The organism is Klebsiella ornithinolytica NBRC 105727 = ATCC 31898 (genome assembly GCF_001598295.1).
GTDB classification, from domain to species: domain Bacteria; phylum Pseudomonadota; class Gammaproteobacteria; order Enterobacterales; family Enterobacteriaceae; genus Klebsiella; species Klebsiella ornithinolytica.
Window position 1 is genome coordinate 25,940 of the sequence record NZ_BCYR01000003.1, and the last position, 25,768, is coordinate 51,707.

Consider the following 25,768-nt stretch of genomic DNA (forward strand, 5'->3'; position numbering starts at 1 on the left):
GTATTCAAGGAGAAAGTAATGACAACGCATCGCAGTGAAAGAGACTCAATGGGCGCTATCGAGGTGCCTGCCGATAAGCTATGGGGCGCGCAGACCCAGCGTTCGCTGGAACATTTCCGCATCTCGACGGAAAAAATGCCGGGCGAACTGATTTATGCGCTGGCGCTGACCAAACGGGCGGCGGCGAAAGTTAACCAGGATTTGGGATTACTGACCGCAGAGAAGGCCGGAGCGATTATTCAAGCCGCAGATGAAGTTCTGGCCGGCAATCATCCCGATGAATTTCCGCTGGCCATCTGGCAGACCGGTTCCGGCACGCAAAGCAACATGAACATGAACGAAGTGTTGGCCAACCGCGCCAGTGAGCTGCTGGGCGGCGCGCGTGGCATGGAGCGCAAAGTTCATCCTAACGATGACGTTAACAAGAGCCAGAGTTCCAACGATGTCTTTCCAACCGCGATGCATGTCGCGGCGATTATCGCGCTGCGCGAAGCGCTCATCCCCCGGCTCACGGTGCTGAAACAGACGCTGAGTGATAAAGCTGCGGCCTTCAACGACATCGTTAAGATTGGCCGCACGCACCTGCAGGATGCGACGCCGTTAACGCTGGGGCAGGAGTTCTCAGGTTGGGTGGCGATGCTGGAACACAATCTCCGCCATCTGGAGCTGAGCCTGCCGCACCTGAGCGAGCTGGCGTTGGGCGGTACCGCCGTTGGTACCGGTCTGAATACCCATCCGCAATATGCCGTTCGCGTAGCGGAAGAACTGGCGACCCTCAGCGGCCAGCCGTTCGTCACTGCGCCGAATAAATTTGAAGCCCTCGCGACCTGCGATGCGCTGGTTCATGCCCACGGGGCGCTGAAGGGGCTGGCGGCTTCGTTGATGAAGATTGCCAACGATGTACGCTGGCTGGCTTCCGGCCCGCGTTGCGGGATTGGCGAAATCGCGATTCCGGAAAATGAACCCGGCTCATCCATCATGCCCGGCAAGGTTAACCCGACGCAGTGCGAAGCGCTGACGATGCTGTGCTGTCAGGTTATGGGGAATGATGTGGCGGTCAATATCGGCGGGGCGTCCGGTAACTTCGAACTGAACGTATATCGTCCGATGGTAATTCATAACTTCCTGCAATCGGTGCGTCTGCTGGCGGATGGGATGGAGAGTTTTAATGAACACTGTGCGACCGGCATCGAACCGAACCGTGAACGGATCGCTCAGTTGCTCAATGAGTCACTGATGCTGGTCACGGCGCTGAATACCCATATTGGCTATGACAAAGCGGCGGAGATTGCCAAAAAGGCGCATAAAGAGGGGCTGACGCTCAAAGCCTCCGCGTTAGCGCTGGGCTATCTGACGGAGGCCGAATTTGACAGCTGGGTGCGCCCGGAAGAGATGGTGGGCAGCATGGCTACTCGTTAGCCAGCCACAGATGCAGTCGCGGGATAAGTAACCTGAGCGACTGCGCCTGCGGCTTATAGCGATACTGCACATTATCCGCATCGTAGTTCAGTAACTCGCCGATATCCGGCACGCTCACCCCCTGAGTGCCGGATATCAGCGTGATAAGCGGGCCCGGGCAGGCGTACTGCACCTGTTTCTGTTCACCGGCGTACCAGACGCGTGCAATAGGCTGGACCTTCACCGGCCGCTTGATCTTAAGTTTTGCCCGCTGCGGCAGAGCGGCGACATCCTGATATTCTCGCTCCAGTTTGCTTTGCCACTGTTCACGCGTCCAGGGCGGCACCGCGCGCGGCGATTGCAGACTTTTTTCCAGCTGCTGCAGCACCTCATCACGGGTGAGATTTTTAATCACGTGCTTATTAGCCCAACCGAAGCGAAGGGTGCTTGGGTCGCATAGCACCGTCAAGGTACGGTAGGCGCTGAGGGTGATAAGCCCCGGCAGATGACGGTGCACCCATTCAAAACGTGCCGCGGCGGGCAGGCCGGAATCAACGGTGACAATCTTTTCGAAAGCGGCTTTCAGCGCGTTAATGCGAGAAATGCTCTGCAGTAACGCCGCCTGTTCCTCGCCATCGGTTTGCAGGCAGATGGCGCCGGGGAGGCGGACCGCAGCCTTACTGCTACGGCTTTCTGATTGCTGTTGAATGAACAGATGGCTGTAGTGTTTCAGCGCCATCTCCAGCGCCGGTTGACCGGTGTGCTGAACCACCTGAATAGTCTCCAGCGGATCGTGTTCCGTCTCTTTACTGACGGCCGGCAGTTCAAACACCCGGGCGGCCAGCAGTCGACAGGCGCGCAGGCGTTGCTGGAGCATCTGCAGCTCGCGTTCCAGCTGGCGAAAGGTGTCATTCAGACGTTCAACGAGATCGTAGCTGGCCATAGCGCCCACCTTAGTTACAACATACTGTTTGGTTTTTAACTATACGCAGGCCGAAGCACCTGCGCAAGAGGGTCAGGCAGTACTCAAAGAGCGCTCAAATTGGGCAGCTGGTGATAGATTGGCCAGCTAAAACAAAAGCGAGCGCCGCCCAGAGAGCTGGCGCCGCAGCTCACCTCGCCGGACATGGCCTGGGCGATACTGTGGACGATCGCCAGCCCAAGCCCGCAGCCGCCGGTGGCCCTGTCACGGCTAGGATCGAGACGGACAAAGGGCTCAAACACCCGCTCGCGCTCCTCTGGGTCGATGCCCGGACCGTCATCTTCAACCTGTAAAGTTGCGCGCGAACCCTGTAGCGTGAGGCTGACCTGAATTCGCTGATTGCTGTAGCGCAAAGCGTTGTTGACGAGATTGTCCAGCACCCGTTCCATCAGACGCATATCAAGCGCGCCGTAATCCCCGGCGACCACCTTATGTAACGTCACATCGCGTTGGGGATTCACCATCTGAATCTCTTCAACGTGCGCCGCTATCCAGGCGGGAAAATCAGGCGTCGTCAGGTGTAGTTCGTTCTGCGGTCGGTCCAGACGGGCGTAGGTCAACAGCTCCTCGATTAAGGCTTCCAGCTGCCCAATATCGCGGTTCAGCGCCTGGGATTCCGCTTCGGTCAGGTTTTCACTCATCTCAAGGCGATAGCGCAGACGCACCAGCGGAGTACGCAGTTCGTGGGCAATGCCGTCGATCAGCAGCTTCTTGCTGGCGATTAGCGCGTTGATATTGTCGGCCATCTGGTTAAAGGCCACGCCCAGACGCTCGAAGCTGGACATACTGTCGAAATGAATGCGTTCAGTGAAATGCCCCTCGCCAAAGCGTTGCGCTGCGGTCTCAAGACGCAACATATCCTGCCAGTGGGGGCGCATCCAGATGAACACCGGAAAGGCCAGCGAAATGGCGATGAAAGCCATTAAGGCAACATCCAGCAAACGCATCTCGTGGAGGAAGTAGAGATAGGGGACGGGGCCCACCGACAGAACATAGTGGCTTCGCGGAATGCGTTGAATAAAGGTGTATTCATCATCGAGGGCGACAATATCCCCGGCGCGCAGATGCTGCATGGAGTTTTCCGACAGCTTAAATTTGCTCAGCGGCTCAATATGCAGATCGAACGACAGATTAAGATCCAGCTCCTTTAGCGTTTTGCTCCAGTCGCGCGGTGGGATTTCCCGCAGCTCGCTGCGCATCAGATACAACGAGCTTTTCATCAGATCGTCCAGCGACTGCCGGCCCGCACGTTCGGCGGTGAATTTATACACCAGCCCCACCAGCATGGTCATCACCAGGAAGCAGACGAACAGCAGAAGGTAAAACTGCACAAACAGCTTTTTCATTAAATCTCACCTAAAAATCAAAAAAGTTAACTACCTGTCTTTTACCTTCATGGGCACGATGGAGCATTGGTATAACCACCAGAGCGCTGATTCCTCAACGAACCCGATCGTTAGCAAGGGCATTTATCCCGGCAGAATATACGTGAAAAGCATTTTTGCGTGGATAAATGCCCGACTTGATTCGCTATAAAAGCAGGGTTCGCACCGGCTGACAACACCTGGCATGCGTAAGTATGACGCAGTTAATTGGCACGGCGACGAATACTCGCCCTACGTACAGTGGCTTCCTGTCGCGATTTTAGTACTGATAACGGCCAGGAGCGAAAGACGTGTCTCCTGAACAAAAACAGCTATCCACAATGGCTGGTCAGGTTAACTCTAACGGTACACCACGACTTGATGAACGCACCGGTTTTTATGCAACAGGGGGCTTTTTTTTGTGACTCCCTGCTTGGCTTTCGGCAGGTAATAAGAATGCAGTTCAGTTTCCACATTGCTGCTTAAGGATCCATGATGAGACAGTATTAAGTGCCCCGGGCGAATAGGCGTGTTGCCCGGACAGCAGAAACAATCCCTGTTTCCACAAAGGCCACTGAGAGGCTAGTTGGTAATCAAACCATTCGCTGCGTAAAAGCCCGTGAGTTGCCCCCGGCAACTGCCTGATACAACGCGCTGTACCCACCGGTAGTGCTTTACGCCAGACTGCGACTGTTTCATCAGGGTCTACATTCCGGTCATCTTTTCCCATGAGAATCAATACCGGAGTATCTATACCTGAAATCTCTTTCGTCGCATCAGCCCGGGAATTCCTGCGCTCGAAGTCCTGTCGCGTACATTGGGTGTTGCAGGGGCGATTAGCCGCTTCTTCTGTAAACTGCCTGTCAAAATCCGCGGCTTCATGTTGTTTAGCATCCAGAATAGCAGACATGGAGCGACCCTCGGCTTTAAGCCGTTGCTCGGTATAGTAAATGCTCTGATTCCGCCAGTTTATCGCAGGACCTATTAGCACAATAAAGTCAGTTGTTGTTAATTGGCTTGCCTGGGGTACGACCCAACCAGCTTGTGAGAAACCAAGATAACCTCCGCGACTTTCTTTCAGTTCTGGTTGCTCTCTTAATTTTTGTAATGCCAGAACGGCCTCCTTGGCGCGATCTGACATCGTCTGCGCCAACCAGTTTCCGGTGCTTTCACCAACGCCCGGTTTATCCCATGAAAAAACAGCCATTCCCTGTGACACAAGGAAGTTAACCAGAGGAATATATCCGCCGTCTGACCAGCGATCCTGAGGCCCGTCGCCATGAATTAAAAGCACGAACGGAGGATATACCTTATCTGGCGGCAGAATTAATGTACCCGTGAGGAGATCCTGATGATGTGTAAAAGAGAGGGTGCGCAGCTGCCCGTATCCGGCAAGCTCGAAATCAGATAACCGACTGAACAAAAAAATAATGATCAGGATAATCATAACTGAAAATGAAACAATATATTTAATCATATACAGCTCTTTTATGGATTATAAATATTAAACTGCAGCTGATTCTTATCATGTTTTATTTTCCGCTTTTGACAGAAAGCAGACAACCGCTATGTCACGAGCATCGGTTCTGCCCGTAACCAGCGCTCAAAATCTTGCAGGGCGGGTTCATTAATTCCTGTTTCCACCGGTTTTACCAAACAAAATGTCTTGCTCAGTTGCTCTGAGTCCGGCCAGGGCGCAACCAGCAATCCCTGGTTTAGCTCTTTTTCGACGTATATGCGTGGCACCATGGCCACACCTTGTCCCGCCAGTACGGCTGCTATCGCCATTTCATGAAGGTCATAGCGGACTCCCTGTGCCGGGTTATCAAGGACTATCCCACTTTGCCCGGCATAATGCAGCCAGGCTTCTGGGTTCTGCCGCCGGTGAATGCGGGGCAGTGTATTCAACTGTTCAACGATATCCTTATCGCTTAACAGGTCGGGACGACAAACCGGCACCAGCTTCTCTTCAAACAGAACCTGCGTGCGCATACCCGCCCATGCGGGATGCTCGAAATGAATCGCCGCGTCAAATCCGCTCCCGGTGATAATGAAAGGGTCGGTTCTCGCCGCGATATTCAACGTGATGTCCGGATATAAAGACTGAAAGCCGCTGAGCCGGGGAATCAGCCAGCGGCTGCAAAACGTCGGCAGAACAGCAATTTCCAGGCTTCTGCTGCCTTCGGGCATGCCCATCACATACTGAGTATCCCGTTCTAACCGTTCGAGTATTTCCCGTACGTGATGGGCATAGTGTGAACCCACTGGATTAAGCTTTACTCGGGTTCCCGTACGGTCAAATAGTCTGCACTCGAGCAGAGCCTCCAGGCGGGCAATCTGTCTACTGATGGCGCCTTCGGTCAGCGATAGCTCCGCGGCGGCACGGGCAAAATTACCGTGCCTGGCAGCGGCCTCAAACGCCTGAAGTGAAGCGCTGCTGGGAATTTTTCTGCGCATTAGAATTGCCTTATTCGACGGAAGTGTGAATTGTTAGTGACATAATGTCACTAATACTTGAATTAATATCGATTCATCGCCGAGTTAACAGCATATAGCATGATCAAAAGTCATTAAGCAAGGCCATTCGGGCCCTGCGTTTTATTCATGCAGAGGTGAATCGATGCTCTATACCGTGGAGTGTAACTATACCGACCCTGAAAGTGAGCAGGAGTGGAATACGTTTTACAGCCAGCAAAAGCTGCCCGCGCTGATTTCGGTCGCCGGGTTTAGCTCTTCCCAGCGTTTTAAGGCCCTGAAACCAGGCGGCTCCCGGTATCTCGCCATTCATACGGTGAAGTATGCAGAGGTACTTACCAGCGAGGAGTACAAGCTGAAAGGGGGCGGTCATTTTTCACGCTGGCAAAATCACATCACCGACTGGCAGCGTAATTTGTATGAGTGTGACGGCACGGCACCTGCGGTAGCCAGTGATGAAATCCTGCTGCTCAGCACCCAGCCATTGAGCTTTATTGAGGGGCTGGGGTACCCGGCACTGCAAATGCAGGCGTCAGGATTAGATAAAATGCCCGCCCGACGCATTGCCTGGGTGGTGACGCGGGAAACTGCCGCGCAGTTAGCTGACCTGCCCGGCGTAAACTTCTATGCGCCGCTGACAGCGCAGTTGACGAATCCTGCTCAAGCCTGAAGGGAGGCGAGTTTATCAACATGCCGAATCTGACGTTTTATCTTTCTCAGGAACATGCTGCCAGGTTTAGTGACCTCCGCGATTTAACGCGTATCTGCAGTGCGCTCTGCACAGGCATTCTCGCTGCGGAGTCGGAAAATGTGCATATCATCTATGTCGATGTAAAACCCGGATGCGGACATCCGGTATATGCCGAGCTTTTTTATCGTCTGACAAACGTGCGTACGTCAGAAGTCATGGAGGAGTTCATGCGCGAGTTAGAACTAGCCATTCGACAAGCTTCGGGCCTTACAGCGCGTATTCGCTGTTTTGGCTCCGCTGCATCACACCTGTTTGCGCGCAATTAACCAGAGGTAACGATGAACCATCACTCTTTTTCAACCCGTCGGATTGGGGATTTTGTGGTGACCGCGCTGAGCGATGGCACGATGTCCGCCAGTCTGGATTGGCTGTCAGGCATTGAAACAGCAGAAGCAACGGTGATTCAACACCGCGCCCGGATCGCTGAACCCGGCAATATCCATATCAACGGCTATCTTATCCAGGGGCGCGGGCGAACCCTCCTGGTCGATGCCGGTGCCGGGGGGCTGAATAACGTAGGCGGGCAACTCATAGATAATCTTGGCGCTGCAGGTATCAGCCCCGATGATGTCGATACCGTGTTGCTGACGCACGGCCATCCTGACCATATTGGGGGGCTTTTAGATGCCGGAGGGCTACCTGTTTTTAAACAGGCCGAACTTCATCTTCACCCGCTTGAGGCACAATACTGGCAGGATGATGAACGATTTAAAGTAGCGAATGAGCGCGGGAAGCGAAATTTTAACCTCGCCCGCAGGACGTTAGACGTGTACGCCCGGCAGCTGCGCCTGCTTGACGAGGGGGCGATAACTGAGGGTATTCTCCCGGTATGGCTGCCAGGACATACGCCAGGGCATACCGGATTCCGTATCACTTCCGGGGAACAATGCTTATTGATCTGGGGAGACATCGTCCATTTTCCGCATATCCAGTCAGCACGCCCGGACGTTTCCATTGTGTTTGACTGTGACCCCCTTCAGGCTGAAGAGACACGTAAAAAAATCCTCGCGCAGGCGGCAAGTGAAAAACTGTTGGTTGCAGGAATGCATTTAGACCGTTCGGGTTTTGCCAACGTGCTCAAGGCGGGCCAGGGTTACCGTATTGCCTACCGGGAAAACGATCCTCCGCCGGGAGAGATTGACTAATGAAAAGCAGGGCGCCAGAGTAAGGCCGATATTGGCCCTTGATGCGCCGCAGCGGGGACCGGTGAGCTGGCTGCCCCGGCCTGCCGCCTGCACCTAAGCGATTTTCAGCCGCGCAAGTCCCCCAGCGGCATGTCCTGTTATTCCACGCTGCCATTCTCCGCTGAAAAACCTTCGGCGATGATATCGCAATGTGACGGCCACGGGAGGACGGCGCGGAGGCTAAGGCGCGTCGGGAAAACGGGCGAGAATGCCGGTGTGCATCCAGGACTGGCCGCCAGGCCAAAAATGCGGGTCACCTTTAAGTGACCGCATTAACCCGCCGGCGGTTTTTTGTCGCGTTCTACGGCGGGGGAAGATTAATTGTCCCAGGCGTGAGGAGCGAACAGATACCCTTTATTGCGCACCGTCTTGATGCGATAGGGCTCGGTCGCGCTGTCGAGCAGTTTTTTCCGCAGGCGCGAAATTGCCACATCCACGCTGCGATCCATCCCATCGTAACTGACGCCGCGCAGATTTTTCAGCAACGCATCACGATCCATAATCTGTCCGGCGTGGGTGGCCAGTTCCCATAACAGCTCAAAATCCGCCGTTGAGAGGGCCACGCTTTCGCCACCGAGCAATACCTGACGATTAACCGGGTCGATGAGCAGTGAACCGAATGCAATCGATTTATGCGGGGTGAGCGATGCCGGAGCATTGGTCACGGGGGAGGCGACGTGCTGGCGTAAATGCAGGCGCAGACGTGCCAGCAATACGGCAGGCGGCGTGGTCTTCAGAATGTAATCGCTGGCGCCCATTTCCAGGGACAAAATATGGTTCATATCGCTGTCGAGCGAGGTGAGCAACACAATCGGACCTTGCCACTGGCCGCGCAGATCGCGGCACAGAGTCATGCCGTCTTTGCCTGGCAGCATGATATCCAACAACACCAGATCGGGTTTTTCCCGCGCGATAACCTCTTCTGCCCGGTCACCTCGTGGTTCAACCACTACGTCCATATCGTGCTTTCCGAGATAAGCGGCAATCAGAGCGCCCACTTCCGGATCATCCTCAACAAAAACGATCTTATTCATATCTTACTTGTACTGGAAAAAGAATTAACATACACCGCCACCAGACTACCTGCCATTACTCTTTTATAAAAAAGACCTCATCCTTCAAGCGACCCCGACGTTTGCTTCGCGCGCGGAGCGGTCAGCCGGTTATCTATGCTTCGGGGCATTCGCTCTTGCGCCGCGGTGGGGCGATTCGAATAATATTGTGAAGAGAGATACTTCCGTTATGCTACATCAACTGTTGTTTAAATGTTAAGGCTAAAGGAATGGGGTTGTTGATTAAAGGGCTGATCGGTGCGCTGGTGGTGATATTGATTGGCGTACTGTCGAAAAGCAAAAATTATTATATTGCTGGTTTAATTCCGTTATTTCCGACCTTTGCCCTGATTGCGCATTATATTGTGGCCAGCGAACGCGGGCTTGAGGCGCTGCGGACCACGATCGTCTTTGGGATGTGGTCAATCATTCCCTATTTCGTCTATCTGCTGTCGCTCTGGTACTTCACCGGGATGATGCGCCTGCCGTTGGCGTTGGCGGGCGCAGTCGGGTGCTGGGGGCTGTGTGCCTGGCTGCTGATCCTCGGCTGGAGCCGCTTCCACTAACGCAGGTGTCTGCCGCCATCCACGGCAAAAGAGCGGCCCGTAACGAACCGGCTGGCGAACAGATAATCGAGCAGGTCGATGATCTCTTTTTCGCCCGCCACGCTTTTCATGAGCGATTTATCCAGCGCCTGCTGGCGATATTCGGCGTCGTCGCCCTCATTAAACATGATCAGCGAAGGGGCAACGGCGTTGACCTTAATCTCCGGCGCCAGCTTGCGGGCAAACGAGCGGGTCATATTATCCAGTGCCGCTTTACTGGCCGCGTAGGCAATATGTTTATCGCTGCCGCGTTCAACGACATAGTCAGTGATATGAATAATGTCGCTGGCGGCGTGCCCGTGCCCGCGCAGGAGCGTTTCCAGCGCATGGTTGAGCAAATAGGGGGCATGAACGTGGATCTGCATCATGCTGGCCAGCACCGTGGTGAGTGGAATGCCCGGCTTTTCAGCCATCCAGTCGCTGGCGTTATGGACGATGGCGCGCAGGCCGCCGGCGGCGTGGTGTTTTACCGCTTCGGCGAAGGCCAGTATCTGCTCATCGGTACTAAAATCGGCGGTAAGACAGATAGCTCCGGCGTCGCGCAGTGCGTCAATGGCCGGGTAGTGCGTGCGATAGCTGACGATAACCGGCTGCTGCTGATCCAGAAAATGGTGCGCCAGCGCAAGGCCGATGCGGCGGCCTCCACCGGTGATGAGAATCGGGCGAGGCTGTCGGACAGTCATGGGTATCTCCTTTGAGTTCAGCAGCAGGGCGACCGCTTACCCCACCAGCATCCACGTTGCCGGTACAGCGGCAACCAGCAAAAAACCAATTAAGGCTAATTCACGGCGTTTGAGCATGCGATCGTGCTGGTGCGTACGGCGAGCGTACAGGAAAACCAGAAGACCCGGAGCGTAAAGTACCACTGACAACAATAAATGCACAGGGCCGGATGCATATAATAACCATAAGCCATAAATACATGCACCGACACCCACCGCCTTATGCAGCGGGCGTACAGCAATCTTCAGCAGGAAGGCGCCCACGAGGAAATAGGGCACCAGAATCATCTCGGACGCGATGGTCAATAACGTATTGTAATCAGACTTTGTCAGCCAGATGAGCACCAGCGACAGCTGAACACTGATATTGGTTAGCCACAGCGAGGCCGACGGGGCGTTGTTTTTATTCTGCCGGGCGAAGCGGCGCGGAAATGCTTTATGCGTCGCGGCCAGCCAGGGAACTTCTGCCGCCATAATGGTCCAGCTCAGATAGGCGCCGCACACGGAAATAATCAGCCCGGCAGCGATCACTACTTCGCCCCATGAGCCCATCATTTTCACCATCAGGCCGGCCATCGACGGATTACGCATTTCGGCCAGTTCCGGACGGGCGACCACGCCTAAAGAGAGCAGGGTCACCAGCAGATAAACCACCAGTGCGGAAAGGACCGCCAGCAGCGTAGCGCGGCCGACATCCTGTTTATTACGCGCCCGCGCGGAAACCACGACCGCACCTTCCACGCCGATAAACACCCATAGGGTGATCAGCATGGTGTTCTTCACCTGCTCCCAGACCGGTACGCCGAGCGCCAGACCGCTAAAATCAAGGCGGAACGTCTCCAGACGAAAGGCGATGACGGCGAGGATGATAAATGCACCGAGTGGGATCAGCTTGGCCAGGGTGGCGATCAGGTTAATGCCTGCGGCGGTCTGGACGCCGCGCAGGACCAGAAAGTGCACCACCCACAGCAGGACCGACGCGCCCACGATCGCCTGCCAGGTATTCCCGTTGCCGAAAATAATGGCGTCCGGAGTATCGGTAAAGAAGCTGAGCGCGGCAAAAACAATCACCAGATACGAGACGTTGGCGATCACCGCGCACAGCCAGTAGCCCCAGGCGGAGCAAAAACCGACGAGTTCACCGAAACCTTCGCGGGCATAGGTGAAGATACCGCCGTCAAGATCGGCGCGAATGCGGGTCAACAGCAGCATGGCGAAGGCGAGGAATAAAATCCCCACGCCGGTGATTGCCCAGCCAATCAGCAGCGCCGACGGGCTGGCGACGGCCGCCATGTTTTGCGGCAAGCTGAACACCCCTGCGCCCAGCATTGAGCTCAGTACCAGTGCGGTCAAGGCGCTGAGGCCCAGTTTCTTTTCCATTGTATTCCCGAGGTGACGGCAGTGAATCAAGAATATTTATTTGGCGAAATCGCATAAAAATGGAGGATTACGCTAAGGCGCGGGATTTTACGGAGTGTCTTGTGCGCATGCAATGGTGGCGGATGAAAAAAAACAAAAAGGCGGCATATTGCCGCCTTTTTACACAGTGCCGATACGATTATTTATACAGGTCTGCGCTGATGGTGATGTTACCGCCACGTTCCTGCCACTGGCGGGTAATGTGGTAGTACTTCGCCCCTTTCTTCGCCGCGCGCTTGGCGGTCTGGTAAGAAATCTCGGTCATGTTGCCGTAATTGCCGGTGAACTTGATGCTGTCAAACGGCGCCATCTGGGCCGCGGTAATCTTGTTCACTTCTTCGACTTTGGTGCCATCCGGCAGCGTGACGGTGTAACGTCCACCTTTTGATGACTGGGTTTCGAAGAAACGACCTACGCCGGTACCGGAACCGACGGCTGCCGTGGTGGCAACGCCTGGGATTTCAACATTTTTCGCAGCGGTGCCGCCTTCAGCCAGCGCCGCGCGACCGGCTTCAGAGTCGGCCGGGATCGCATCCGGGCTCTGCAGAACGCGTTTTCTGGCATCGGCTTTATAGATATAGGCAGTAATACGCTGGTTACCGCCCTGGTTGGCATCAACCTGACGGACGATAAAGAAGGAGGCGGCACCTTTGGCTTTCGCCGCTTTGGTGATCGCATCATTCACTTCCGGCTGACTGCGATAAAAGCCCTGCACGGTCACGGTATCAAAAGGCTCAAGTTCGACGGCCTGATCCTTTGGTAACTCCATGACGCCATTGATGACGCGATTTTTCGGGGCATCCGCCTGCGGGGCATTGTCTTTATACAAGTCTGCCGTTACGCGCCAGTTGCCGCTGTTGCCATAATCAGAAGTGTCGACAACATAAAATGAGGCCGCGCCATCTTTGTCCGCTTTACGGGACATGGCTTTTACCGCATCGCCGATGGCATTAAAACGGCCCGTGATCACTACGCGATCGTAGGGTTTTAGCGCCGCCGCCTGCTCCGGAGTCAGCTCGGTCGCTGCATGGGCTGACAACGCTGTCGTAGCCAGGAGAGCAGACGCCAGGAGTGAGTTCTTAAGCTTCATAAAAATAATCCTTTGCCTTGCGCAAACCATGTACTGGTATTGTTGTTGACTGATAACGCTCGATTATTGCATTTAAAAGGAGTCACTGTCTGCGTCATTTTTTGCTTACCGCCCGAAACGTGCGTCACAATAATATAACAATTTCTGATATGTTGAAAAAACAGCCGCTTGACCAGCAAAATTGATAATCAATACCACTTTTATAAGTTAACGTAATGTTAAAGTTATGTTCTTGCTGGCGATTAATGGCGTATTACTGCATCAGTTAAGCGATTTATCAGGCCTGACCATAAATTTAAGGTAAATATTGCTGCCTGACACGGTTCGCGATGCGTTTTACCAATAAAATCAAAATTTCTGTTTTATCGCAGTAGATCACAATCGCTATTTTCAGTAGGTTATAAAAAGTTTGTTACTGTTTCATTTTTTCAGTCAATGGAAAAGAAACGGCATGTTTTGCCGCTTAACCGTCGTCTGTAAGAAAAGAAAAACCATCATCAAAAACCGATGGAAGGGAAAACTATGCGTATCGGGGTACCAAAAGAACGGTTTGCCAATGAAACCCGCGTCGCTGCCACGCCGAAAACGGTGGAACAGCTGCTAAAACTCGGGTTTACCGTTGCCGTTGAAAGCGGCGCGGGTCATCTGGCAAGTTTCGATGACGAAGCCTTTGCTCAGGCGGGTGCAGAAGTTGTAGACACCGCTGAAGTCTGGCAGTCATCCATTATTCTGAAGGTGAACGCACCAGAAGAACATGAAATTGCATTACTCAATCCGGGCACCACGCTGGTGAGCTTTATCTGGCCTGCGCAAAATCCTGAGCTGATGCAGAAATTAGCGGCTCGCGATATCAACGTGATGGCGATGGATTCGGTGCCGCGTATTTCTCGCGCCCAGTCGCTGGATGCGCTCAGCTCGATGGCCAACATTGCCGGCTACCGGGCGATTGTTGAAGCGGCCCACGAATTTGGTCGCTTCTTTACCGGTCAGATCACCGCTGCCGGCAAAGTTCCGCCGGCGAAGGTCATGGTCATTGGCGCCGGCGTCGCCGGACTGGCGGCCATCGGCGCGGCGAACAGCCTCGGCGCCATTGTCCGTGCGTTCGATACGCGTCCAGAGGTGAAAGAACAGGTGCAGAGTATGGGCGCCGAGTTCCTGGAGCTGGACTTTAAAGAAGAGGCGGGCAGCGGCGATGGTTACGCCAAAGTGATGTCGGAAGCCTTTATTAAAGCCGAAATGGCGCTGTTTGCCGCGCAGGCCAAAGAGGTGGACATCATCGTCACCACGGCCCTGATCCCGGGTAAACCGGCGCCGAAGCTGATTACCCGTGAAATGGTTGACTCCATGACCGCGGGCAGCGTGGTGGTCGACCTGGCATCGCAGAACGGCGGCAACTGTGAATACACCGTTCCTGGCGAAGTGGTGACTACCGCCAACGGCGTGAAGATCATCGGCTATACCGACCTGCCGGGCCGTCTGCCGACGCAGTCCTCGCAGCTGTACGGGACTAACCTGGTCAACCTGCTGAAGCTGCTGTGCAAAGAGAAAGACGGCAATATCACCATCGATTTTGACGACGTTGTGGTTCGCGGCGTGACGGTGGTTCGTGAGGGCGAAGTGACCTGGCCGGCGCCGCCGATTCAGGTTTCTGCCCAGCCGCAGGCTGCGGCGAAGCCTGTTGATGCGCCGAAAGAAGCAGAAAAACCGACCTCCCCGTGGCGTAAATACGCGCTGATGGCGCTGGCGATTATTCTGTTTGGCTGGCTTGCCAACGTGGCGCCGAAAGAGTTCCTCGGTCATTTTACCGTCTTCGCGCTCTCCTGCGTGGTGGGCTATTACGTGGTATGGAACGTTTCTCATGCGCTCCACACGCCGCTGATGTCGGTGACCAACGCTATTTCAGGGATTATCGTTGTCGGAGCGTTATTGCAGATCGGCCACGGTGGCTGGGTCAGCTTCCTGAGTTTTATCGCGGTGCTGATCGCCAGCATTAATATTTTTGGTGGTTTCACCGTTACTCAGCGCATGCTGAAAATGTTCCGCAAGAACTAAGGGGTAGCACATGTCTGGAGGATTAGTTACAGCTGCATACATTGTTGCCGCTATTCTGTTTATTTTTAGCCTTGCGGGGCTGTCAAAGCACGAAACCTCGAAGCAGGGTAACCTGTTCGGGATGGCCGGGATGGCTATCGCGCTGCTGGCGACCATTCTCGGGCCGGATACCGGCAACGTGGCGTGGATCATCCTGGCGATGGTTATCGGCGGCGCGATTGGTATTCGCCTGGCGAAGAAAGTCGAAATGACCGAAATGCCGGAGCTGGTTGCCGTGCTGCACAGCTTTGTGGGCCTGGCCGCGGTGCTGGTAGGCTTTAACAGCTACCTGTATCACGAAGCGGGTATGGAACAGATCCTGGTGAATATTCACCTGACGGAAGTGTTCCTCGGCATCTTTATCGGTGCAGTGACCTTCACCGGCTCGATTGTGGCCTTTGGCAAACTGCGCGGCAAGATTTCGTCTAAACCGCTGATGCTGCCGCATCGCCATAAGCTGAATCTGGCGGCGCTGGTGGTTTCCTTCCTGCTGCTGGTGGCCTTTGTTCGCACCGACAGCACAGGAACTCAGGTTCTGGCGCTGCTGGTGATGACGGTCATTGCCCTGGCCTTTGGCTGGCATCTGGTGGCTTCGATCGGCGGGGCAGATATGCCGGTCGTGGTCTCAATGCTGAACTCCTACTCGGGCTGGGCAGCGGCAGCGGCGGGCTTTATGCTCAGCAACGACCTGCTGATTGTGACCGGGGCGCTGGTGGGCTCGTCGGGTGCGATTCTGTCTTACATCATGTGTAAGGCGATGAACCGCTCATTCTTCAGCGTGATTGCCGGCGGTTTTGGTACCGATGGTTCCTCTACCGGCAGCGATGAAGAAGTAGGCGAACACCGTGAAATCAGCGCCGAAGATACCGCGGAAATGCTGAAAAACTCGCACTCGGTGATCATCACCCCGGGCTACGGCATGGCGGTCGCGCAGGCACAGTATCCGGTGGCGGAAATCACCGAAAGATTACGTGCTCGCGGCATCAAAGTGCGCTTTGGTATTCATCCGGTTGCCGGACGTTTGCCTGGGCACATGAACGTACTGCTGGCGGAAGCGAAAGTGCCGTATGACGTGGTGCTGGAAATGGATGAGATCAACGACGATTTCACCGATACCGATACCGTGCTGGTTATCGGCGCCAACGACACTGTTAACCCGGCGGCGCAGGACGATCCGAAGAGTCCGATCGCCGGCATGCCGGTGCTGGAAGTGTGGAAAGCGCAAAATGTGGTGGTCTTTAAGCGTTCAATGAACACAGGTTATGCCGGCGTTCAGAACCCGCTGTTCTTCAAAGAGAACACCCACATGCTGTTTGGCGATGCGAAAGCCAGCGTCGACGCAATTCTCAAAGCGTTGTAATGGTTTGCCATCCTAAATAATGTTTGATTCTGAAGCCGTCTCTGCTGAGACGGCTTTTTTATATATACAGCAAGGCCATGAATTGCTCATAAAGTCGTCAGCCCGGAGTGCTATACTAAGCCTGTTTTTTCATCACTCTGAGGATATTATGGATACCGAATTAACCCCGGCGCAAATGGCAATCGAGTTTCTGCGTCGCGACCCAACAGCATTAACCCCCGCGCAGTACCTGAAAAAATTCAAACTTCTTGAGCTGGAATTTGCGGATTTGATGTCGCTCTCTTCCAGCGAGCTGAAAGAAGAGATCGATCATGCCTGGCGCTTAGGTATCCATTAAAAGCATTGTTGCTGTCTATGTGTTGTCGATGACGGGGCCGAAAGGCCCTTTGTTTTTTCCGTTGCCGGAGTGGATACCTAAAAAAATCCCCCGCCGAAGCAGGGGAACGTATTTTACGCAGCATCAATCCGCGATGGATTAATCGTCGTCCTCGTCATCCATTTCAACCGGCGTTTTGTACTGCTCAGGCTTGAGAACCAGCAGGTCGCAGCGCAGATGGTCGATAACCTGCTCGGCGGTATTGCCGAGAAAGGCCGCCGACAGCCCGGTGCGCCCGACGGTGCCCAGAACCACAATCCCCGCCTGCAGGTGTTCAGAGAGGTCAGGAATGACCTCTTCCGGCAGGCCTTTTTCAACGTGGGTGCGGTTTTCATCAATGCCGAATTTTTGCCGCAGGGCCTTCATGGCCAGCAAATGCTGACCGCGAATGGCATCGTTGTAGATACTGGGGTCAAAATCAGGTAGTTCGATAGCGATATTAATCGGCGTTACCGGGTAGGCGCCCACCAGATGGACTTCGGTATGGTTGACCTGGTCCGCTAGTTCGAGGGTTTCTTTAACCAGTTTTTCGTTTAACGCGTCGTGGTAATTTTCTTCGCTGGCCAGATTGACGGCCACCAGCGCTTTGCCGCCTTCCGGCCACGGCTGATCTTTTACCATCCAGACCGGACATGGGCATTTACGCAGCAGATGCCAGTCGGTTGGGGTGAAAATAACGGCCTCCAGCTTGTCATGCTGGTGCGCCATTTTCAGCAGCAAATCGTGTTTGTCGCTGAGGATTTCCTGAATAATGGCTTCGAAGGGGCGATTGTGCCACACCACCTTAATCTCAATGGGAACGCCGGATTCAATATAAAACCGGGCCTGTTCTTTGATCCAGGCGCTACGTTGGCTGATAACGCCCTGGCGCATCGCCGTCCGCTCGTCGGGCGACAGCAGGGTTGTCATCTCATAGGAAAAATCGTAGATCGGCAAAAAGGCTTTGATGCGTCCACCAATCCGTTGGTGTAGATACACCGCACGCCGCAATGCAGGCTGGTCGTCCTGATTGGGGTCGATTACTACCAGCATGTTCTGATACTTGGCCATACAGGGTCTCCTTACAACTGTAACCACAGTCTGTCTTTAAAAAGATAACCTATATGGATGAAATGAAACAGGGGATGACCCTGGCCAGATCAACAAATCAGAAAAAAAATGAGCGATCTGGCGGAGGGACAAAGAGGATCAGGCGACGTTGCGGGCCTGACCAGCGAGCTGAGCAAGCAGGTCGCTATTTTCGATGGTGATGTATTTGCCTTTTACCGCCAGCATGCCGCTTTTCTGGAAACGCCCCAGCAGACGGCTGATGGTTTCGACGGTCAGACCAAGATAGTTGCCGATATCACCGCGGGTCATCGTCAGGCGGAATTCGCGAGGCGAGAAACCGCGCTGCGCGAAACGACGGGACAAATTATAAATAAAGGCCGCCAGACGCTCTTCCGCATTCTTTTTAGACAGCAGCAGGATCATGTCCTGGTCGCCTTTGATCTCGCCACTCATCAGCCGCATCATTTGCTGGCGCAGATTGGGCATTTTACCGGAAAGATCGTCCAGCGTTTCGAAAGGGATTTCGCAGACCATTGAGGTTTCCAGCGCTTGTGCAAAGCTCGGATGCAGCGCGGTACCGATGGCATCAAAGCCAACCAAATCACCCGCCAGGTGGAAGCCGGTAATCTGTTCGTCACCTTGTTCGGTAATGGTATAGCTTTTGATGGTGCCCGAACGAATCGCATACAGAGATTTCAGCTCATCGCCAGCTTTGAATAAGGTTTGCCCTTTCTGGATTGGCTTTTTACGCTCGATGATATTATCCAGCTGATCAAGCTCGTGCTCGTTCAGAGTAAAAGGGATGCAAAGCTGACTAATGCTGCAATCCTGACAATGGATTGCGCAACCGCCAGACTGAATGCGTCGTATAATTCTCTTTTCCGGGATCATAAGTCTGCTCAAGCCTTAATTGATATTGGTCAATTTTAACATCTTTTTGGTGAGCAGGTAAGCCTCGAACCCGTGAAACACGTAATATTAAAAGGGTAAAGCTTTTATCACTTTTATCTCATTGATAACCAATGCAATGTTGGTCGGAAGCATATTGTAAAGTTACCTGATGCTTCCGATAAAAGGCACGTAGCGTTAAAGCAGCAGATACCCCTCATGGCGCAATAACCACTCTTTCCGCTGCACGCCGCCGGCATAGCCGGTCATGGTGCCATTTCGCCCAATCACGCGGTGGCAGGGCACGACAATGCTGACCGGGTTTGAACCGTTGGCCGCGCCGACCGCACGCGCCGCGCCAGGACGCCCCAGCGTTTCCGCCAGCTGGCCGTAATGCATCACCTGACCGCAGGGAATAGTGCGCAGGGCTTGCCAGACTTCACGCTGAAAGGGGGTGCCTGCCGTTGCCGTCGGCAGCGTCTCAATGACGCTGAGATCGCCGGCGAAGTAGGCGTCAAGTTGGCGACTCAGTCCGCCGGGATCGCGGGCATCGATGCGTTGATAACCTTCATGACGATAATGCAGATCAAGCAGTTGCGTCATACGGTCGCTATGCTCGTCCCACTCCACGGCGCGCAGGCGAAACTGCTCGTCGCAAAGAATCCATAACGGCCCCAGCGGGGTGTCGATTTTGTCCTGAAGCAGTACCAGCATCATTTCTCCTTGTTACCTGATTAGCAAGATAACTATTGCGTGATATTGACAAGATATCACGCACGCCGTTCTGCCAACTATACTCCTGAAAGATAATCCACCGCTGTGCGGATAAAGGCCGGGAACCGGGGGAAGAAATGACGCGCGATTTCAATCTGCATACGGCTGCTGAGACGGATAAAACCGCGGAGATACCGTCTGCGGTGATGTTTATTTTTGTATTAATTACGCCGCGCGGGTGTGACGGGTTTTTGTTACTTTTATTCGGCGGCGAATTCCCCTGTGCGGAGGAGCGTTCAGTTCATTTTTCTCTGCAGTTTGTCATACGCACGCGGATTAGTAAGAACTGGCTAATTCATCGGGAGGCACCCGGCGCCGCGAATAAATATACAGGCATTCCTTGAGTCAATTATTTTGCCAGCACCCCGGTGTTGGCTTTTTTTTATAACCATTAGAGGTATCGATATGCAATATATGCTGACAGGACTTTTAATCTTGATTATCAGTGGTTTATTGTTAAACGCTGTCTCTCTTGCGATTGAGTCGGTATATAAGATGCTGAAAGAGATGCATTTAAAAAAACGGCATCTTTAAGAATGTCGCAGGACAACCTCGGGTGACGAAAAATGCGGCGCAGACGACAAGGCTGATATTATAAAAAGTCTGGAGATGAACGCTTCTCTCCACGCGATCACGCGATGATGCGTGTCGTCACGCGCGCAGCGGAGGGTGACCAGGCTCTGGCCACCCGGTTTTATCAGGACAGGCGCGGGTAAATTCCCGGGCCGATGGGTAAACCCAGCCAGTACCATATCACCAGCATCAGAAGCCACACGACGAGGAATATCAGAGGATAGGGCAGGACGAGTGAATAATAAGTACCGAGTTTCGCATCTGAGCGATAGCGTTGCAGGAAGCCAAGAAACAGCGGGACAAACGGCGATACCGGCGCCAGCGGCAGGACCGACGAATCCGCGATGCGGAACAGTATCTGGGCAAAGGCCGGATGAAACCCGAGCAGCATAAACATCGGCACAAAGATCGGCGCCAGAATGGACCAGATTGCCGAGCCGCTGGCGATAAACATACAGAGAAATGCCGACAGTAGCGCCAGGCCAACAAAAGCCGGTACTCCGCTCATTCCCGCCTGCTCCAGCAAATCAGTCAGCCCCACGGCCATAAATTTACCCATATTGCTCCAGTTAAAAATGGCAACAAACTGGGCCAGCGGGAACACCATGACGATAAACCCGGCCATCTCTTTCATCGGTTCGATCATTAACGGCGGCAAATCCGCCTGACGACGAATTTTCCCGGTGGCAATACCGTAGGCCAGCGAGACGAAGCAGAAGAAAAAAATAATCAGCGGCACAATGCCTTTAATAAAGGGAGAGGGCATCACCGTATGGCTGACCGGATCGCGCAGAATACCGTTCTGCGGCACGACCATGATGGCGACCAGAGCGATAAAAACCAATGACGCGATACCGGCAACCCGCAGCCCGAAGTGTTGCTCCGCCGTCAGCGCCTCAAGTCTGTCCTCGCTGCGGCCTTCCCAGCTTCCCAGCCGCGGTTCAATCAACTTATCGGTGATAAGCCCCCCAACCAGGGTCAGAACGATGACCGAACTGGCCATGAAATACCAGTTGTCGATAACGCTGACATGCAGCGAGCCATCCAGTGTTTTTGCCGCCTCGGTACTGATGCCCGAGAGCAGCACATCGGTCGTGACAATCAGCAAATTAGCGGTGAACCCACAGCCGACGCCGGCAATCGCCGCCAGTAAGCCCGCGACCGGGTGGCGGCCAACGGCGAGAAACATCAGGGCGCCTAGCGGCGGCATAATCACCAGAGCGGCGTCGGATGAGATGTGGCTAAAAAAGGCGATAAACAGCACCATATAGCTGGCGTAGCGTGCGCTGACGTGCGAGGCCATTTTGGCCATCAGCGCCGGCAGCAGTCCCACCCGCTCAGCAAGTCCAGCGCCGAGCACCAGCGCCAGAATCGCCCCCAGCGGTGCAAACCCGCTGAAGTTCTTGATGACGTTTGGCAAAAACCAGTGTAACCCTTCGACGCTGAGCAGGTTTTTGACCACCACGGTGGAGCCGTCCGTTGGGTTGATCACCGCCACGCCAAAGGCCGACAGCGCTGCGGTGGCTACCGCCAGCACCACGATAAGATAAATAAACAGCAAAAAAGGGTGTGGAACCTTGTTACCGATCTTTTCAACCCAGCTGTACAGCTTCCCGTTGGGGGAAGGCGACGGTATGGATGACATACTCATGGGCATTCCTCAGTCGTTGTTGTGTTAGTTGTGGTGTTTAGTGCGTGAATGATTGTTTTTATTTTAAAGGTGACGGTGTCACGCCTTGCGGGATCGGGCAGTGATATGGCTTTTCAGCCAGCTGTTGCGCCAGTTCTTGTTGACTGGCTTGCAGCAGCGCACCATCGGTGAGCAGGCGGATCGCCGTGGCGCCGAGCACTTTTCCGGCCACCAGCATCCCCTTATGGGCGATGGCCGTGCGGCCCTGGCTCACCAGTTGCCAGGTATGCAGCGGTGTTCCGACGGCAAAACAGGGGCTGAAACATTGGGCGACCGGGGTTTTCCAGCTGACGTCGCCCACATCGGTGGATCCCGCCAGGATAGTATCCGTCGCAGCCCAGGGGGCGACTTCATCGATTAGCACCGTTTCCCGGTGGCGACGGGCGAAGCGTTTGCCCTCTTCGCCGCCGGTGCCGGCGATATTTCTCAGGCTGTTGTTGAGGTCGTTCTCGCTTAACGTGGCACGAATGTCGTCGGCAAACGCGCGATCCGCCTCGCTCCATGACGGTGTACCGTAGTGGCACACGGCCTGATACATCGCCGCCTCCAGCGTGCGATTAGGTAAATAACTGGAGCAGGCCTTCTCGAAACGACAGGTGACCGACGTTTCAGTCATCAGCGCCGCGCCCTGGGCGATTTTCTCGATGCGGGCATAGATTTGCTGCGCATCCGCCATCTCCGGCGCGCGGATTAAATAGAGCACCTCCGCCTGAGCCTGTACCACGTTGGGGGAAATGCCGCCGCTGTCGGTTATGGCATAATGGACGCGTGCTTTCTCAATAATGTGCTCATTGAGGAAGTTGGTGCCGGTGGTCATCAGCGTGACGGCGTCCAGCGCGCTGCGCCCCAGATGCGGCGAGTTGGCGGCGTGAGCCGCGGTGCCGCTGAAACGCCACGCGGCCTGAATGTTGGCCAGCGTGCTGGTGCTGAACATGCCGGCGTAGGCTTCCGGGTGCCAGGTCAGCGCGGCGTCCACATCGTCAAACATGCCTTCGCGCACCATAAACGTTTTGCCGGAACCGCCTTCTTCCCCCGGACAGCCGTAGAAACGAATCGTCCCGCAACCGCCGTGCTGCACCAGCCAGCTCCGGCAGGCAATGGCGGCGGCCAGTGCGGCGGTGCCCAGCAGGTTGTGACCACAGCCGTGGCCGTTCGCCCCAGGCGTCGCGGCAGCAGGATACGCGCACTGCGCCTGCTGACTAAGCCCGGCCAGCGCATCATATTCACCCAGCAGGGCAATCACCGGCTTTCCGCTGCCGTAGCTGGCGACAAAGGCGTTGGGGATCCCGCCGGCCTCACGGCAGACCTCAAAACCTTCTGCTTCAAGGGCGAGCGCCAGCCTTTCGGCTGACCAGAACTCCTCAAAGCGCGTTTCCGGGTGATCCCAGATGGCGTCGGCGATAGCGGTCAACTCGCCGGCGCGGGCGGTAATCACCTCATCAACGTAGCGGTAGAGGGCCTCCATTACACACCTCGCTGCCAGGGGAAATTGAGCGCGGTGAGGGCCAGAGTTTCCACGGCGATGGCCATCACGTTCTCATCAAAGTCGAATTGTTCGTTGTGGTGACCGGCGCTGAGTTCCGTGCCAAAAACCATATACGAGGCCAGACCATTATGCTGTTGAACCCGGGCCATCATCAGGGTGGCATCTTCTGAGCCGGCAGGGGCGGCAATACGGTCGATAGCCTGCTCCACGCCGGGCACCCGGGCCGCCTGCTCGCGCAGATAGTGTACCCACGCCGGGGACGGTGCGCTGGAGGTCGCCGCGCCCATCAGGCGCAGCTCGACGCTGGCTCCGTACATCGCGGCAGCGCCGTGGATAACCTCCCGCGCGCGTTCAAACACATACCGGTTAATGTCTTCCGTTTCGCCGCGGGTTTCCACCTTCAGGAGCGCGCCGGATGGGACAACGTTCCGCCCGGTGCCCGCCTGCATCACGCCGACATTGACCCGCGATGCGCCGGCGCTATGCGGCGCGATGGCGTGCAGAGCAATCGCCGCCTGCGCCGCGGCGAGCAGCGCATTACGCCCGTCTTCCGGTTTACCTCCGGCGTGGGCCGCAACGCCGGTGAATAGCGCGTCGAATTTAGTGGTCGCCATAAAGTTATCGCTGCCGCACACCACGGTACCGGCCGGGACACCGGTACCGATATGAATAGCGGTAAAGTAATCGACATCATCCACCACGCCAGCGGCGACCATTGCCCGCGCGCCGCGGGTACCTTCCTCCGCAGGCTGGAAAATCAGCTTGATCACGCCGTGCAGCCGATCGGCATACTGTTTCAGAACGTGGGCCAGGCCAAGGCCGATGGCCGTATGACCATCATGTCCGCAGGCGTGCATCATCCCAGGGTTACAGGAGGCAAAATCCTCGCGGAACGGGCGGTGGTGGCCGTCGGTATCTTCATTCAGATCGAGGGCATCCATATCGACCCGAAAGGCCAGAGTGGGGCCGGGACGCCCGGTATCCAGCGTGGCGACGATACCGGTGAAGCCGCCTTCGAATGCGCTCAACCACGGTTCTGGCGCACCTTGCTCACGGGCGCGCTGAAAGGCGTTGGCCAGGATGATCTCATCCGGTAATCCCATCCGGCTATCGGCATCGACCGCGTCGCGGCCCAGGGTCAGGTCGTAGCCCAGCTGATGCAACTGCTCTGCAACTTTACTGGCGGTGCGGAACTCGACCCAGCCGGACTCGGCATAATGGTGTAAATCGCGACGCCATTGCGTCATCTCTGGCAGCAGTTGACGGATGTATTCATTGAGTAACGGCATAACCTGTCCTGTCATATTTAAAAATGTGATGAGGTTCACGGTGTGATAGCTTTTACTTATCGCTGATGGGTTTTTCAGCAGCGCATTCTTACGTTGCCACAACGCTTTGCATTACAGTAGATGCCATTTTCTTCTGTTTGATAAACAATGGTTATCACTACGGCGATGTCTTTTCAGATTAAATTTCACCAAATTCGTGCCTTCGTTGAAGTGGCGCGTCAGGGCAGTATTCGCGGTGCCAGCCGGACACTGGCGTTATCGCAACCGGCTTTGACCAAGGCCATTAAAGAGCTGGAAGAGGGGCTGTCCGCCCAGCTGTTCGTGCGCCGCAGCCAGGGGGTATCGTTAACCGAGAATGGCGAAAGTTTTTATCAGCACGCCAGTTTGATTCTTGAGGAGCTGCGGGCGGCGCAGGAAGATCTGTTGCAGCGCCAGGGGGCGTTGACCGGGCAGATCAATATTGGTCTTGGAGCCAGCGTGGCGCGCTCGCTGATGCCCTCGGTGATTTGTCGTTTTCATCAGCAGCACCCGCTGGTGAAGGTGCGTATCATGGAAGGTCAGCTGCTGTCGATGATCAACGAACTGCGGCAGGGGGAGCTCGATTTCACCATCAATACCTATTATCCCGGCCCTTACGATCATGAATTCAGCTTTGAGAAACTGTTCGAAAAGCCGTTTGCGGTCTTCGCCCGCGCCGGGCATCCCGCAACCCAGGCGACCTCGATTGAACAACTGCTGCATTACAGCTGGACCATGCCAACCCCGCGCGGCAGCTACTTTAAGCAGCTGCAGGATCTGTTTAGCCACCGTTCGCAGATCCCGCATGTCGGCATCGTGTGCGAAACCTTCTCTTCCTGCATCAGTCTGGTGGTACAGAGTGATTTTCTGAGTATCTTACCGGTTGAGCTGGGCAGCGACCCGATGATTGCCGACAAGCTGGTGATGATCAAGGTGAGCGAAACGTTACCGAAAGCGACCTATTATCTGATCCAGCGCCGCGACTCGCGGCAGACGCCGTTAACGGCCTCGCTGATTACCCAGTTTCGCCGACAAAGTCGCCACCAGTTTCCCGCCTGAGCCGGCAGGGCAAATTGTCGCCGGTTGTCGATAAACGCATTGAGGCGGCGGGGCGCGGCGGCTATAGTAGCC

General features: G+C 55.1%; 24 protein-coding genes. 10 read left to right on the forward strand and 14 right to left on the reverse strand.

The genetic code is table 11. The annotated features are described in order from the left end of the window. Positions 1 to 18: 18 nt before the first annotated feature. Positions 19 to 1,419: a class II fumarate hydratase gene (fumC, locus tag ROR01S_RS07685; RefSeq protein WP_064359282.1), complete on the forward strand. Its 1,401-nt coding sequence runs from the start codon at positions 19 to 21 to the stop codon at positions 1,417 to 1,419. On the opposite strand, the gene tus is transcribed toward fumC, so the two are convergent. From tus to ROR01S_RS07705, 4 genes are all read right to left on the reverse strand, one after another. After that, positions 1,409 to 2,341, reverse strand: coding sequence for a DNA replication terminus site-binding protein (tus, locus tag ROR01S_RS07690; RefSeq protein WP_004862589.1), 933 nt, complete (start codon positions 2,339 to 2,341; stop codon positions 1,409 to 1,411). The two genes, fumC and tus, sit on opposite strands and share 11 nt — an antisense overlap. Positions 2,342 to 2,424: 83 nt before the next feature. After that, complete coding sequence (gene rstB, locus ROR01S_RS07695; RefSeq protein ID WP_004862587.1) at positions 2,425 to 3,726, reverse strand: two-component system sensor histidine kinase RstB; 1,302 nt, start codon at positions 3,724 to 3,726, stop codon at positions 2,425 to 2,427. A 481-nt stretch (positions 3,727 to 4,207) separates the two neighbouring features. Continuing rightward, positions 4,208 to 5,221, reverse strand: a complete 1,014-nt coding sequence (locus ROR01S_RS07700; protein WP_048024991.1) for an alpha/beta hydrolase family protein — start codon at positions 5,219 to 5,221, stop codon at positions 4,208 to 4,210. Between the two features lie 89 nt (positions 5,222 to 5,310). Continuing rightward, positions 5,311 to 6,201, reverse strand: coding sequence for a LysR substrate-binding domain-containing protein (locus tag ROR01S_RS07705; protein WP_004862586.1), 891 nt, complete (start codon positions 6,199 to 6,201; stop codon positions 5,311 to 5,313). 163 nt (positions 6,202 to 6,364) lie between these two features. On the opposite strand from ROR01S_RS07705, the gene ROR01S_RS07710 reads away from it, so the two are divergent. The 3 genes from ROR01S_RS07710 to ROR01S_RS07715 are packed head-to-tail and all read left to right on the forward strand — an operon-like array spanning position 6,365 to position 8,115. After that, entirely contained in the window at positions 6,365 to 6,889 is a 525-nt protein-coding gene (locus ROR01S_RS07710) for a DUF4286 family protein (RefSeq protein WP_004862584.1), read from the forward strand. 20 nt (positions 6,890 to 6,909) lie between these two features. Then, complete coding sequence (locus ROR01S_RS25885; RefSeq protein ID WP_071887179.1) at positions 6,910 to 7,236, forward strand: hypothetical protein; 327 nt, start codon at positions 6,910 to 6,912, stop codon at positions 7,234 to 7,236. A gap of 12 nt (positions 7,237 to 7,248) precedes the next feature. Beyond that, positions 7,249 to 8,115, forward strand: coding sequence for an MBL fold metallo-hydrolase (locus tag ROR01S_RS07715; RefSeq protein WP_064359283.1), 867 nt, complete (start codon positions 7,249 to 7,251; stop codon positions 8,113 to 8,115). A 356-nt stretch (positions 8,116 to 8,471) separates the two neighbouring features. Here the strand turns inward: ROR01S_RS07715 and rstA are convergent, their stop codons facing one another. After that, positions 8,472 to 9,188 carry a two-component system response regulator RstA gene (gene rstA, locus ROR01S_RS07720; RefSeq protein WP_004862578.1) on the reverse strand — a complete coding sequence of 239 codons (717 nt, stop codon included), beginning with the start codon at positions 9,186 to 9,188 and terminating at the stop codon, positions 8,472 to 8,474. Between the two features lie 248 nt (positions 9,189 to 9,436). Here rstA and ROR01S_RS07725 point away from each other — a divergent pair, with 248 nt between their 5' ends. After that, a complete protein-coding gene (locus ROR01S_RS07725; protein WP_004862575.1) occupies positions 9,437 to 9,772 on the forward strand; it encodes a GlpM family protein in 336 nt (111 codons plus the stop codon). Here ROR01S_RS07725 and folM read toward each other — a convergent pair. From folM to ydgH, 3 genes are all read right to left on the reverse strand, one after another. Further along, a complete protein-coding gene (folM, locus tag ROR01S_RS07730) occupies positions 9,769 to 10,494 on the reverse strand; it encodes a dihydromonapterin reductase (RefSeq protein ID WP_004862572.1) in 726 nt (241 codons plus the stop codon). The genes ROR01S_RS07725 and folM overlap by 4 nt on opposite strands. 36 nt (positions 10,495 to 10,530) lie before the next feature. Beyond that, positions 10,531 to 11,913, reverse strand: coding sequence for an amino acid permease (locus ROR01S_RS07735; RefSeq protein ID WP_004862570.1), 1,383 nt, complete (start codon positions 11,911 to 11,913; stop codon positions 10,531 to 10,533). A 178-nt stretch (positions 11,914 to 12,091) separates the two neighbouring features. Further along, positions 12,092 to 13,042: a DUF1471 family protein YdgH gene (ydgH, locus tag ROR01S_RS07740; RefSeq protein ID WP_004862568.1), complete on the reverse strand. Its 951-nt coding sequence runs from the start codon at positions 13,040 to 13,042 to the stop codon at positions 12,092 to 12,094. A 522-nt stretch (positions 13,043 to 13,564) separates the two neighbouring features. On the opposite strand from ydgH, the gene pntA reads away from it, so the two are divergent. From pntA to ROR01S_RS07755, 3 genes are all read left to right on the forward strand, one after another. Continuing rightward, positions 13,565 to 15,094 (forward strand): Re/Si-specific NAD(P)(+) transhydrogenase subunit alpha, encoded by a 1,530-nt coding sequence (gene pntA / locus ROR01S_RS07745; protein ID WP_004862565.1) that lies wholly within the window; start codon positions 13,565 to 13,567, stop codon positions 15,092 to 15,094. A gap of 10 nt (positions 15,095 to 15,104) precedes the next feature. Further along, positions 15,105 to 16,493, forward strand: coding sequence for a Re/Si-specific NAD(P)(+) transhydrogenase subunit beta (pntB, locus tag ROR01S_RS07750; protein WP_004862561.1), 1,389 nt, complete (start codon positions 15,105 to 15,107; stop codon positions 16,491 to 16,493). A gap of 148 nt (positions 16,494 to 16,641) precedes the next feature. Next, entirely contained in the window at positions 16,642 to 16,830 is a 189-nt protein-coding gene (locus ROR01S_RS07755; RefSeq protein WP_004862559.1) for a YdiH family protein, read from the forward strand. A 138-nt stretch (positions 16,831 to 16,968) separates the two neighbouring features. Here the strand turns inward: ROR01S_RS07755 and uspE are convergent, their stop codons facing one another. The 3 genes from uspE to ogt form a co-directional block, all read right to left on the reverse strand. Further along, a complete protein-coding gene (gene uspE / locus ROR01S_RS07760; protein WP_004862557.1) occupies positions 16,969 to 17,919 on the reverse strand; it encodes a universal stress protein UspE in 951 nt (316 codons plus the stop codon). A 138-nt stretch (positions 17,920 to 18,057) separates the two neighbouring features. Beyond that, positions 18,058 to 18,810 carry a fumarate/nitrate reduction transcriptional regulator Fnr gene (gene fnr, locus ROR01S_RS07765; RefSeq protein ID WP_004862555.1) on the reverse strand — a complete coding sequence of 251 codons (753 nt, stop codon included), beginning with the start codon at positions 18,808 to 18,810 and terminating at the stop codon, positions 18,058 to 18,060. 195 nt (positions 18,811 to 19,005) lie between these two features. Beyond that, positions 19,006 to 19,521, reverse strand: coding sequence for a methylated-DNA--[protein]-cysteine S-methyltransferase (gene ogt, locus ROR01S_RS07770; RefSeq protein WP_004862553.1), 516 nt, complete (start codon positions 19,519 to 19,521; stop codon positions 19,006 to 19,008). A gap of 137 nt (positions 19,522 to 19,658) precedes the next feature. Here ogt and ROR01S_RS07775 point away from each other — a divergent pair, with 137 nt between their 5' ends. Next, positions 19,659 to 19,925, forward strand: a complete 267-nt coding sequence (locus ROR01S_RS07775) for a hypothetical protein (protein ID WP_004862550.1) — start codon at positions 19,659 to 19,661, stop codon at positions 19,923 to 19,925. Between the two features lie 353 nt (positions 19,926 to 20,278). On the opposite strand, the gene abgT is transcribed toward ROR01S_RS07775, so the two are convergent. From abgT to ROR01S_RS07790, 3 genes are read right to left on the reverse strand one after another with little or no spacing between them, the layout of a single operon-like run. After that, complete coding sequence (gene abgT, locus ROR01S_RS07780; RefSeq protein ID WP_064359284.1) at positions 20,279 to 21,805, reverse strand: p-aminobenzoyl-glutamate transporter; 1,527 nt, start codon at positions 21,803 to 21,805, stop codon at positions 20,279 to 20,281. 58 nt (positions 21,806 to 21,863) lie between these two features. Then, the gene (locus ROR01S_RS07785; RefSeq protein WP_015584220.1) at positions 21,864 to 23,309 is read right to left on the reverse strand and encodes a M20 family metallopeptidase; all 1,446 of its coding nucleotides are present in this window, start codon (positions 23,307 to 23,309) and stop codon (positions 21,864 to 21,866) included. Beyond that, on the reverse strand, positions 23,309 to 24,619 hold the full coding sequence (locus ROR01S_RS07790) for a M20 family metallo-hydrolase (RefSeq protein ID WP_044351834.1): 1,311 nt from the start codon (positions 24,617 to 24,619) through the stop codon (positions 23,309 to 23,311). Before ROR01S_RS07790 ends, ROR01S_RS07785 begins: the two co-directional genes overlap by 1 nt. A 165-nt stretch (positions 24,620 to 24,784) precedes the next feature. Here ROR01S_RS07790 and ROR01S_RS07795 point away from each other — a divergent pair, with 165 nt between their 5' ends. Beyond that, entirely contained in the window at positions 24,785 to 25,696 is a 912-nt protein-coding gene (locus ROR01S_RS07795) for a LysR family transcriptional regulator (RefSeq protein ID WP_015584221.1), read from the forward strand. Positions 25,697 to 25,768 lie beyond the last annotated feature (72 nt).

What these genes read in the sequence shown, in the direction of transcription:
- ROR01S_RS07785 (WP_015584220.1), bottom strand. Translation starts at nt 23,309, where the DNA reads ATGGAGGCCCTCTACCGCTACGTTGATGAGGTGATTACCGCCCGCGCC.
- ROR01S_RS07755 (WP_004862559.1), top strand. Translation starts at nt 16,642, where the DNA reads ATGGATACCGAATTAACCCCGGCGCAAATGGCAATCGAGTTTCTGCGT.
- tus (WP_004862589.1), bottom strand. Translation starts at nt 2,341, where the DNA reads ATGGCCAGCTACGATCTCGTTGAACGTCTGAATGACACCTTTCGCCAG.
- ROR01S_RS07735 (WP_004862570.1), bottom strand. Translation starts at nt 11,913, where the DNA reads ATGGAAAAGAAACTGGGCCTCAGCGCCTTGACCGCACTGGTACTGAGC.
- rstA (WP_004862578.1), bottom strand. Translation starts at nt 9,188, where the DNA reads ATGAATAAGATCGTTTTTGTTGAGGATGATCCGGAAGTGGGCGCTCTG.
- ROR01S_RS07700 (WP_048024991.1), bottom strand. Translation starts at nt 5,221, where the DNA reads ATGATTAAATATATTGTTTCATTTTCAGTTATGATTATCCTGATCATT.
- folM (WP_004862572.1), bottom strand. Translation starts at nt 10,494, where the DNA reads ATGACTGTCCGACAGCCTCGCCCGATTCTCATCACCGGTGGAGGCCGC.
- ROR01S_RS07715 (WP_064359283.1), top strand. Translation starts at nt 7,249, where the DNA reads ATGAACCATCACTCTTTTTCAACCCGTCGGATTGGGGATTTTGTGGTG.
- rstB (WP_004862587.1), bottom strand. Translation starts at nt 3,726, where the DNA reads ATGAAAAAGCTGTTTGTGCAGTTTTACCTTCTGCTGTTCGTCTGCTTC.
- pntB (WP_004862561.1), top strand. Translation starts at nt 15,105, where the DNA reads ATGTCTGGAGGATTAGTTACAGCTGCATACATTGTTGCCGCTATTCTG.
- ROR01S_RS07710 (WP_004862584.1), top strand. Translation starts at nt 6,365, where the DNA reads ATGCTCTATACCGTGGAGTGTAACTATACCGACCCTGAAAGTGAGCAG.
- abgT (WP_064359284.1), bottom strand. Translation starts at nt 21,805, where the DNA reads ATGAGTATGTCATCCATACCGTCGCCTTCCCCCAACGGGAAGCTGTAC.
- ROR01S_RS25885 (WP_071887179.1), top strand. Translation starts at nt 6,910, where the DNA reads ATGCCGAATCTGACGTTTTATCTTTCTCAGGAACATGCTGCCAGGTTT.
- ogt (WP_004862553.1), bottom strand. Translation starts at nt 19,521, where the DNA reads ATGCTGGTACTGCTTCAGGACAAAATCGACACCCCGCTGGGGCCGTTA.
- uspE (WP_004862557.1), bottom strand. Translation starts at nt 17,919, where the DNA reads ATGGCCAAGTATCAGAACATGCTGGTAGTAATCGACCCCAATCAGGAC.
- ROR01S_RS07725 (WP_004862575.1), top strand. Translation starts at nt 9,437, where the DNA reads ATGGGGTTGTTGATTAAAGGGCTGATCGGTGCGCTGGTGGTGATATTG.
- fnr (WP_004862555.1), bottom strand. Translation starts at nt 18,810, where the DNA reads ATGATCCCGGAAAAGAGAATTATACGACGCATTCAGTCTGGCGGTTGC.
- ROR01S_RS07775 (WP_004862550.1), top strand. Translation starts at nt 19,659, where the DNA reads ATGACGCGCGATTTCAATCTGCATACGGCTGCTGAGACGGATAAAACC.
- ROR01S_RS07795 (WP_015584221.1), top strand. Translation starts at nt 24,785, where the DNA reads ATGTCTTTTCAGATTAAATTTCACCAAATTCGTGCCTTCGTTGAAGTG.
- pntA (WP_004862565.1), top strand. Translation starts at nt 13,565, where the DNA reads ATGCGTATCGGGGTACCAAAAGAACGGTTTGCCAATGAAACCCGCGTC.
- ROR01S_RS07705 (WP_004862586.1), bottom strand. Translation starts at nt 6,201, where the DNA reads ATGCGCAGAAAAATTCCCAGCAGCGCTTCACTTCAGGCGTTTGAGGCC.
- fumC (WP_064359282.1), top strand. Translation starts at nt 19, where the DNA reads ATGACAACGCATCGCAGTGAAAGAGACTCAATGGGCGCTATCGAGGTG.
- ydgH (WP_004862568.1), bottom strand. Translation starts at nt 13,042, where the DNA reads ATGAAGCTTAAGAACTCACTCCTGGCGTCTGCTCTCCTGGCTACGACA.
- ROR01S_RS07790 (WP_044351834.1), bottom strand. Translation starts at nt 24,619, where the DNA reads ATGCCGTTACTCAATGAATACATCCGTCAACTGCTGCCAGAGATGACG.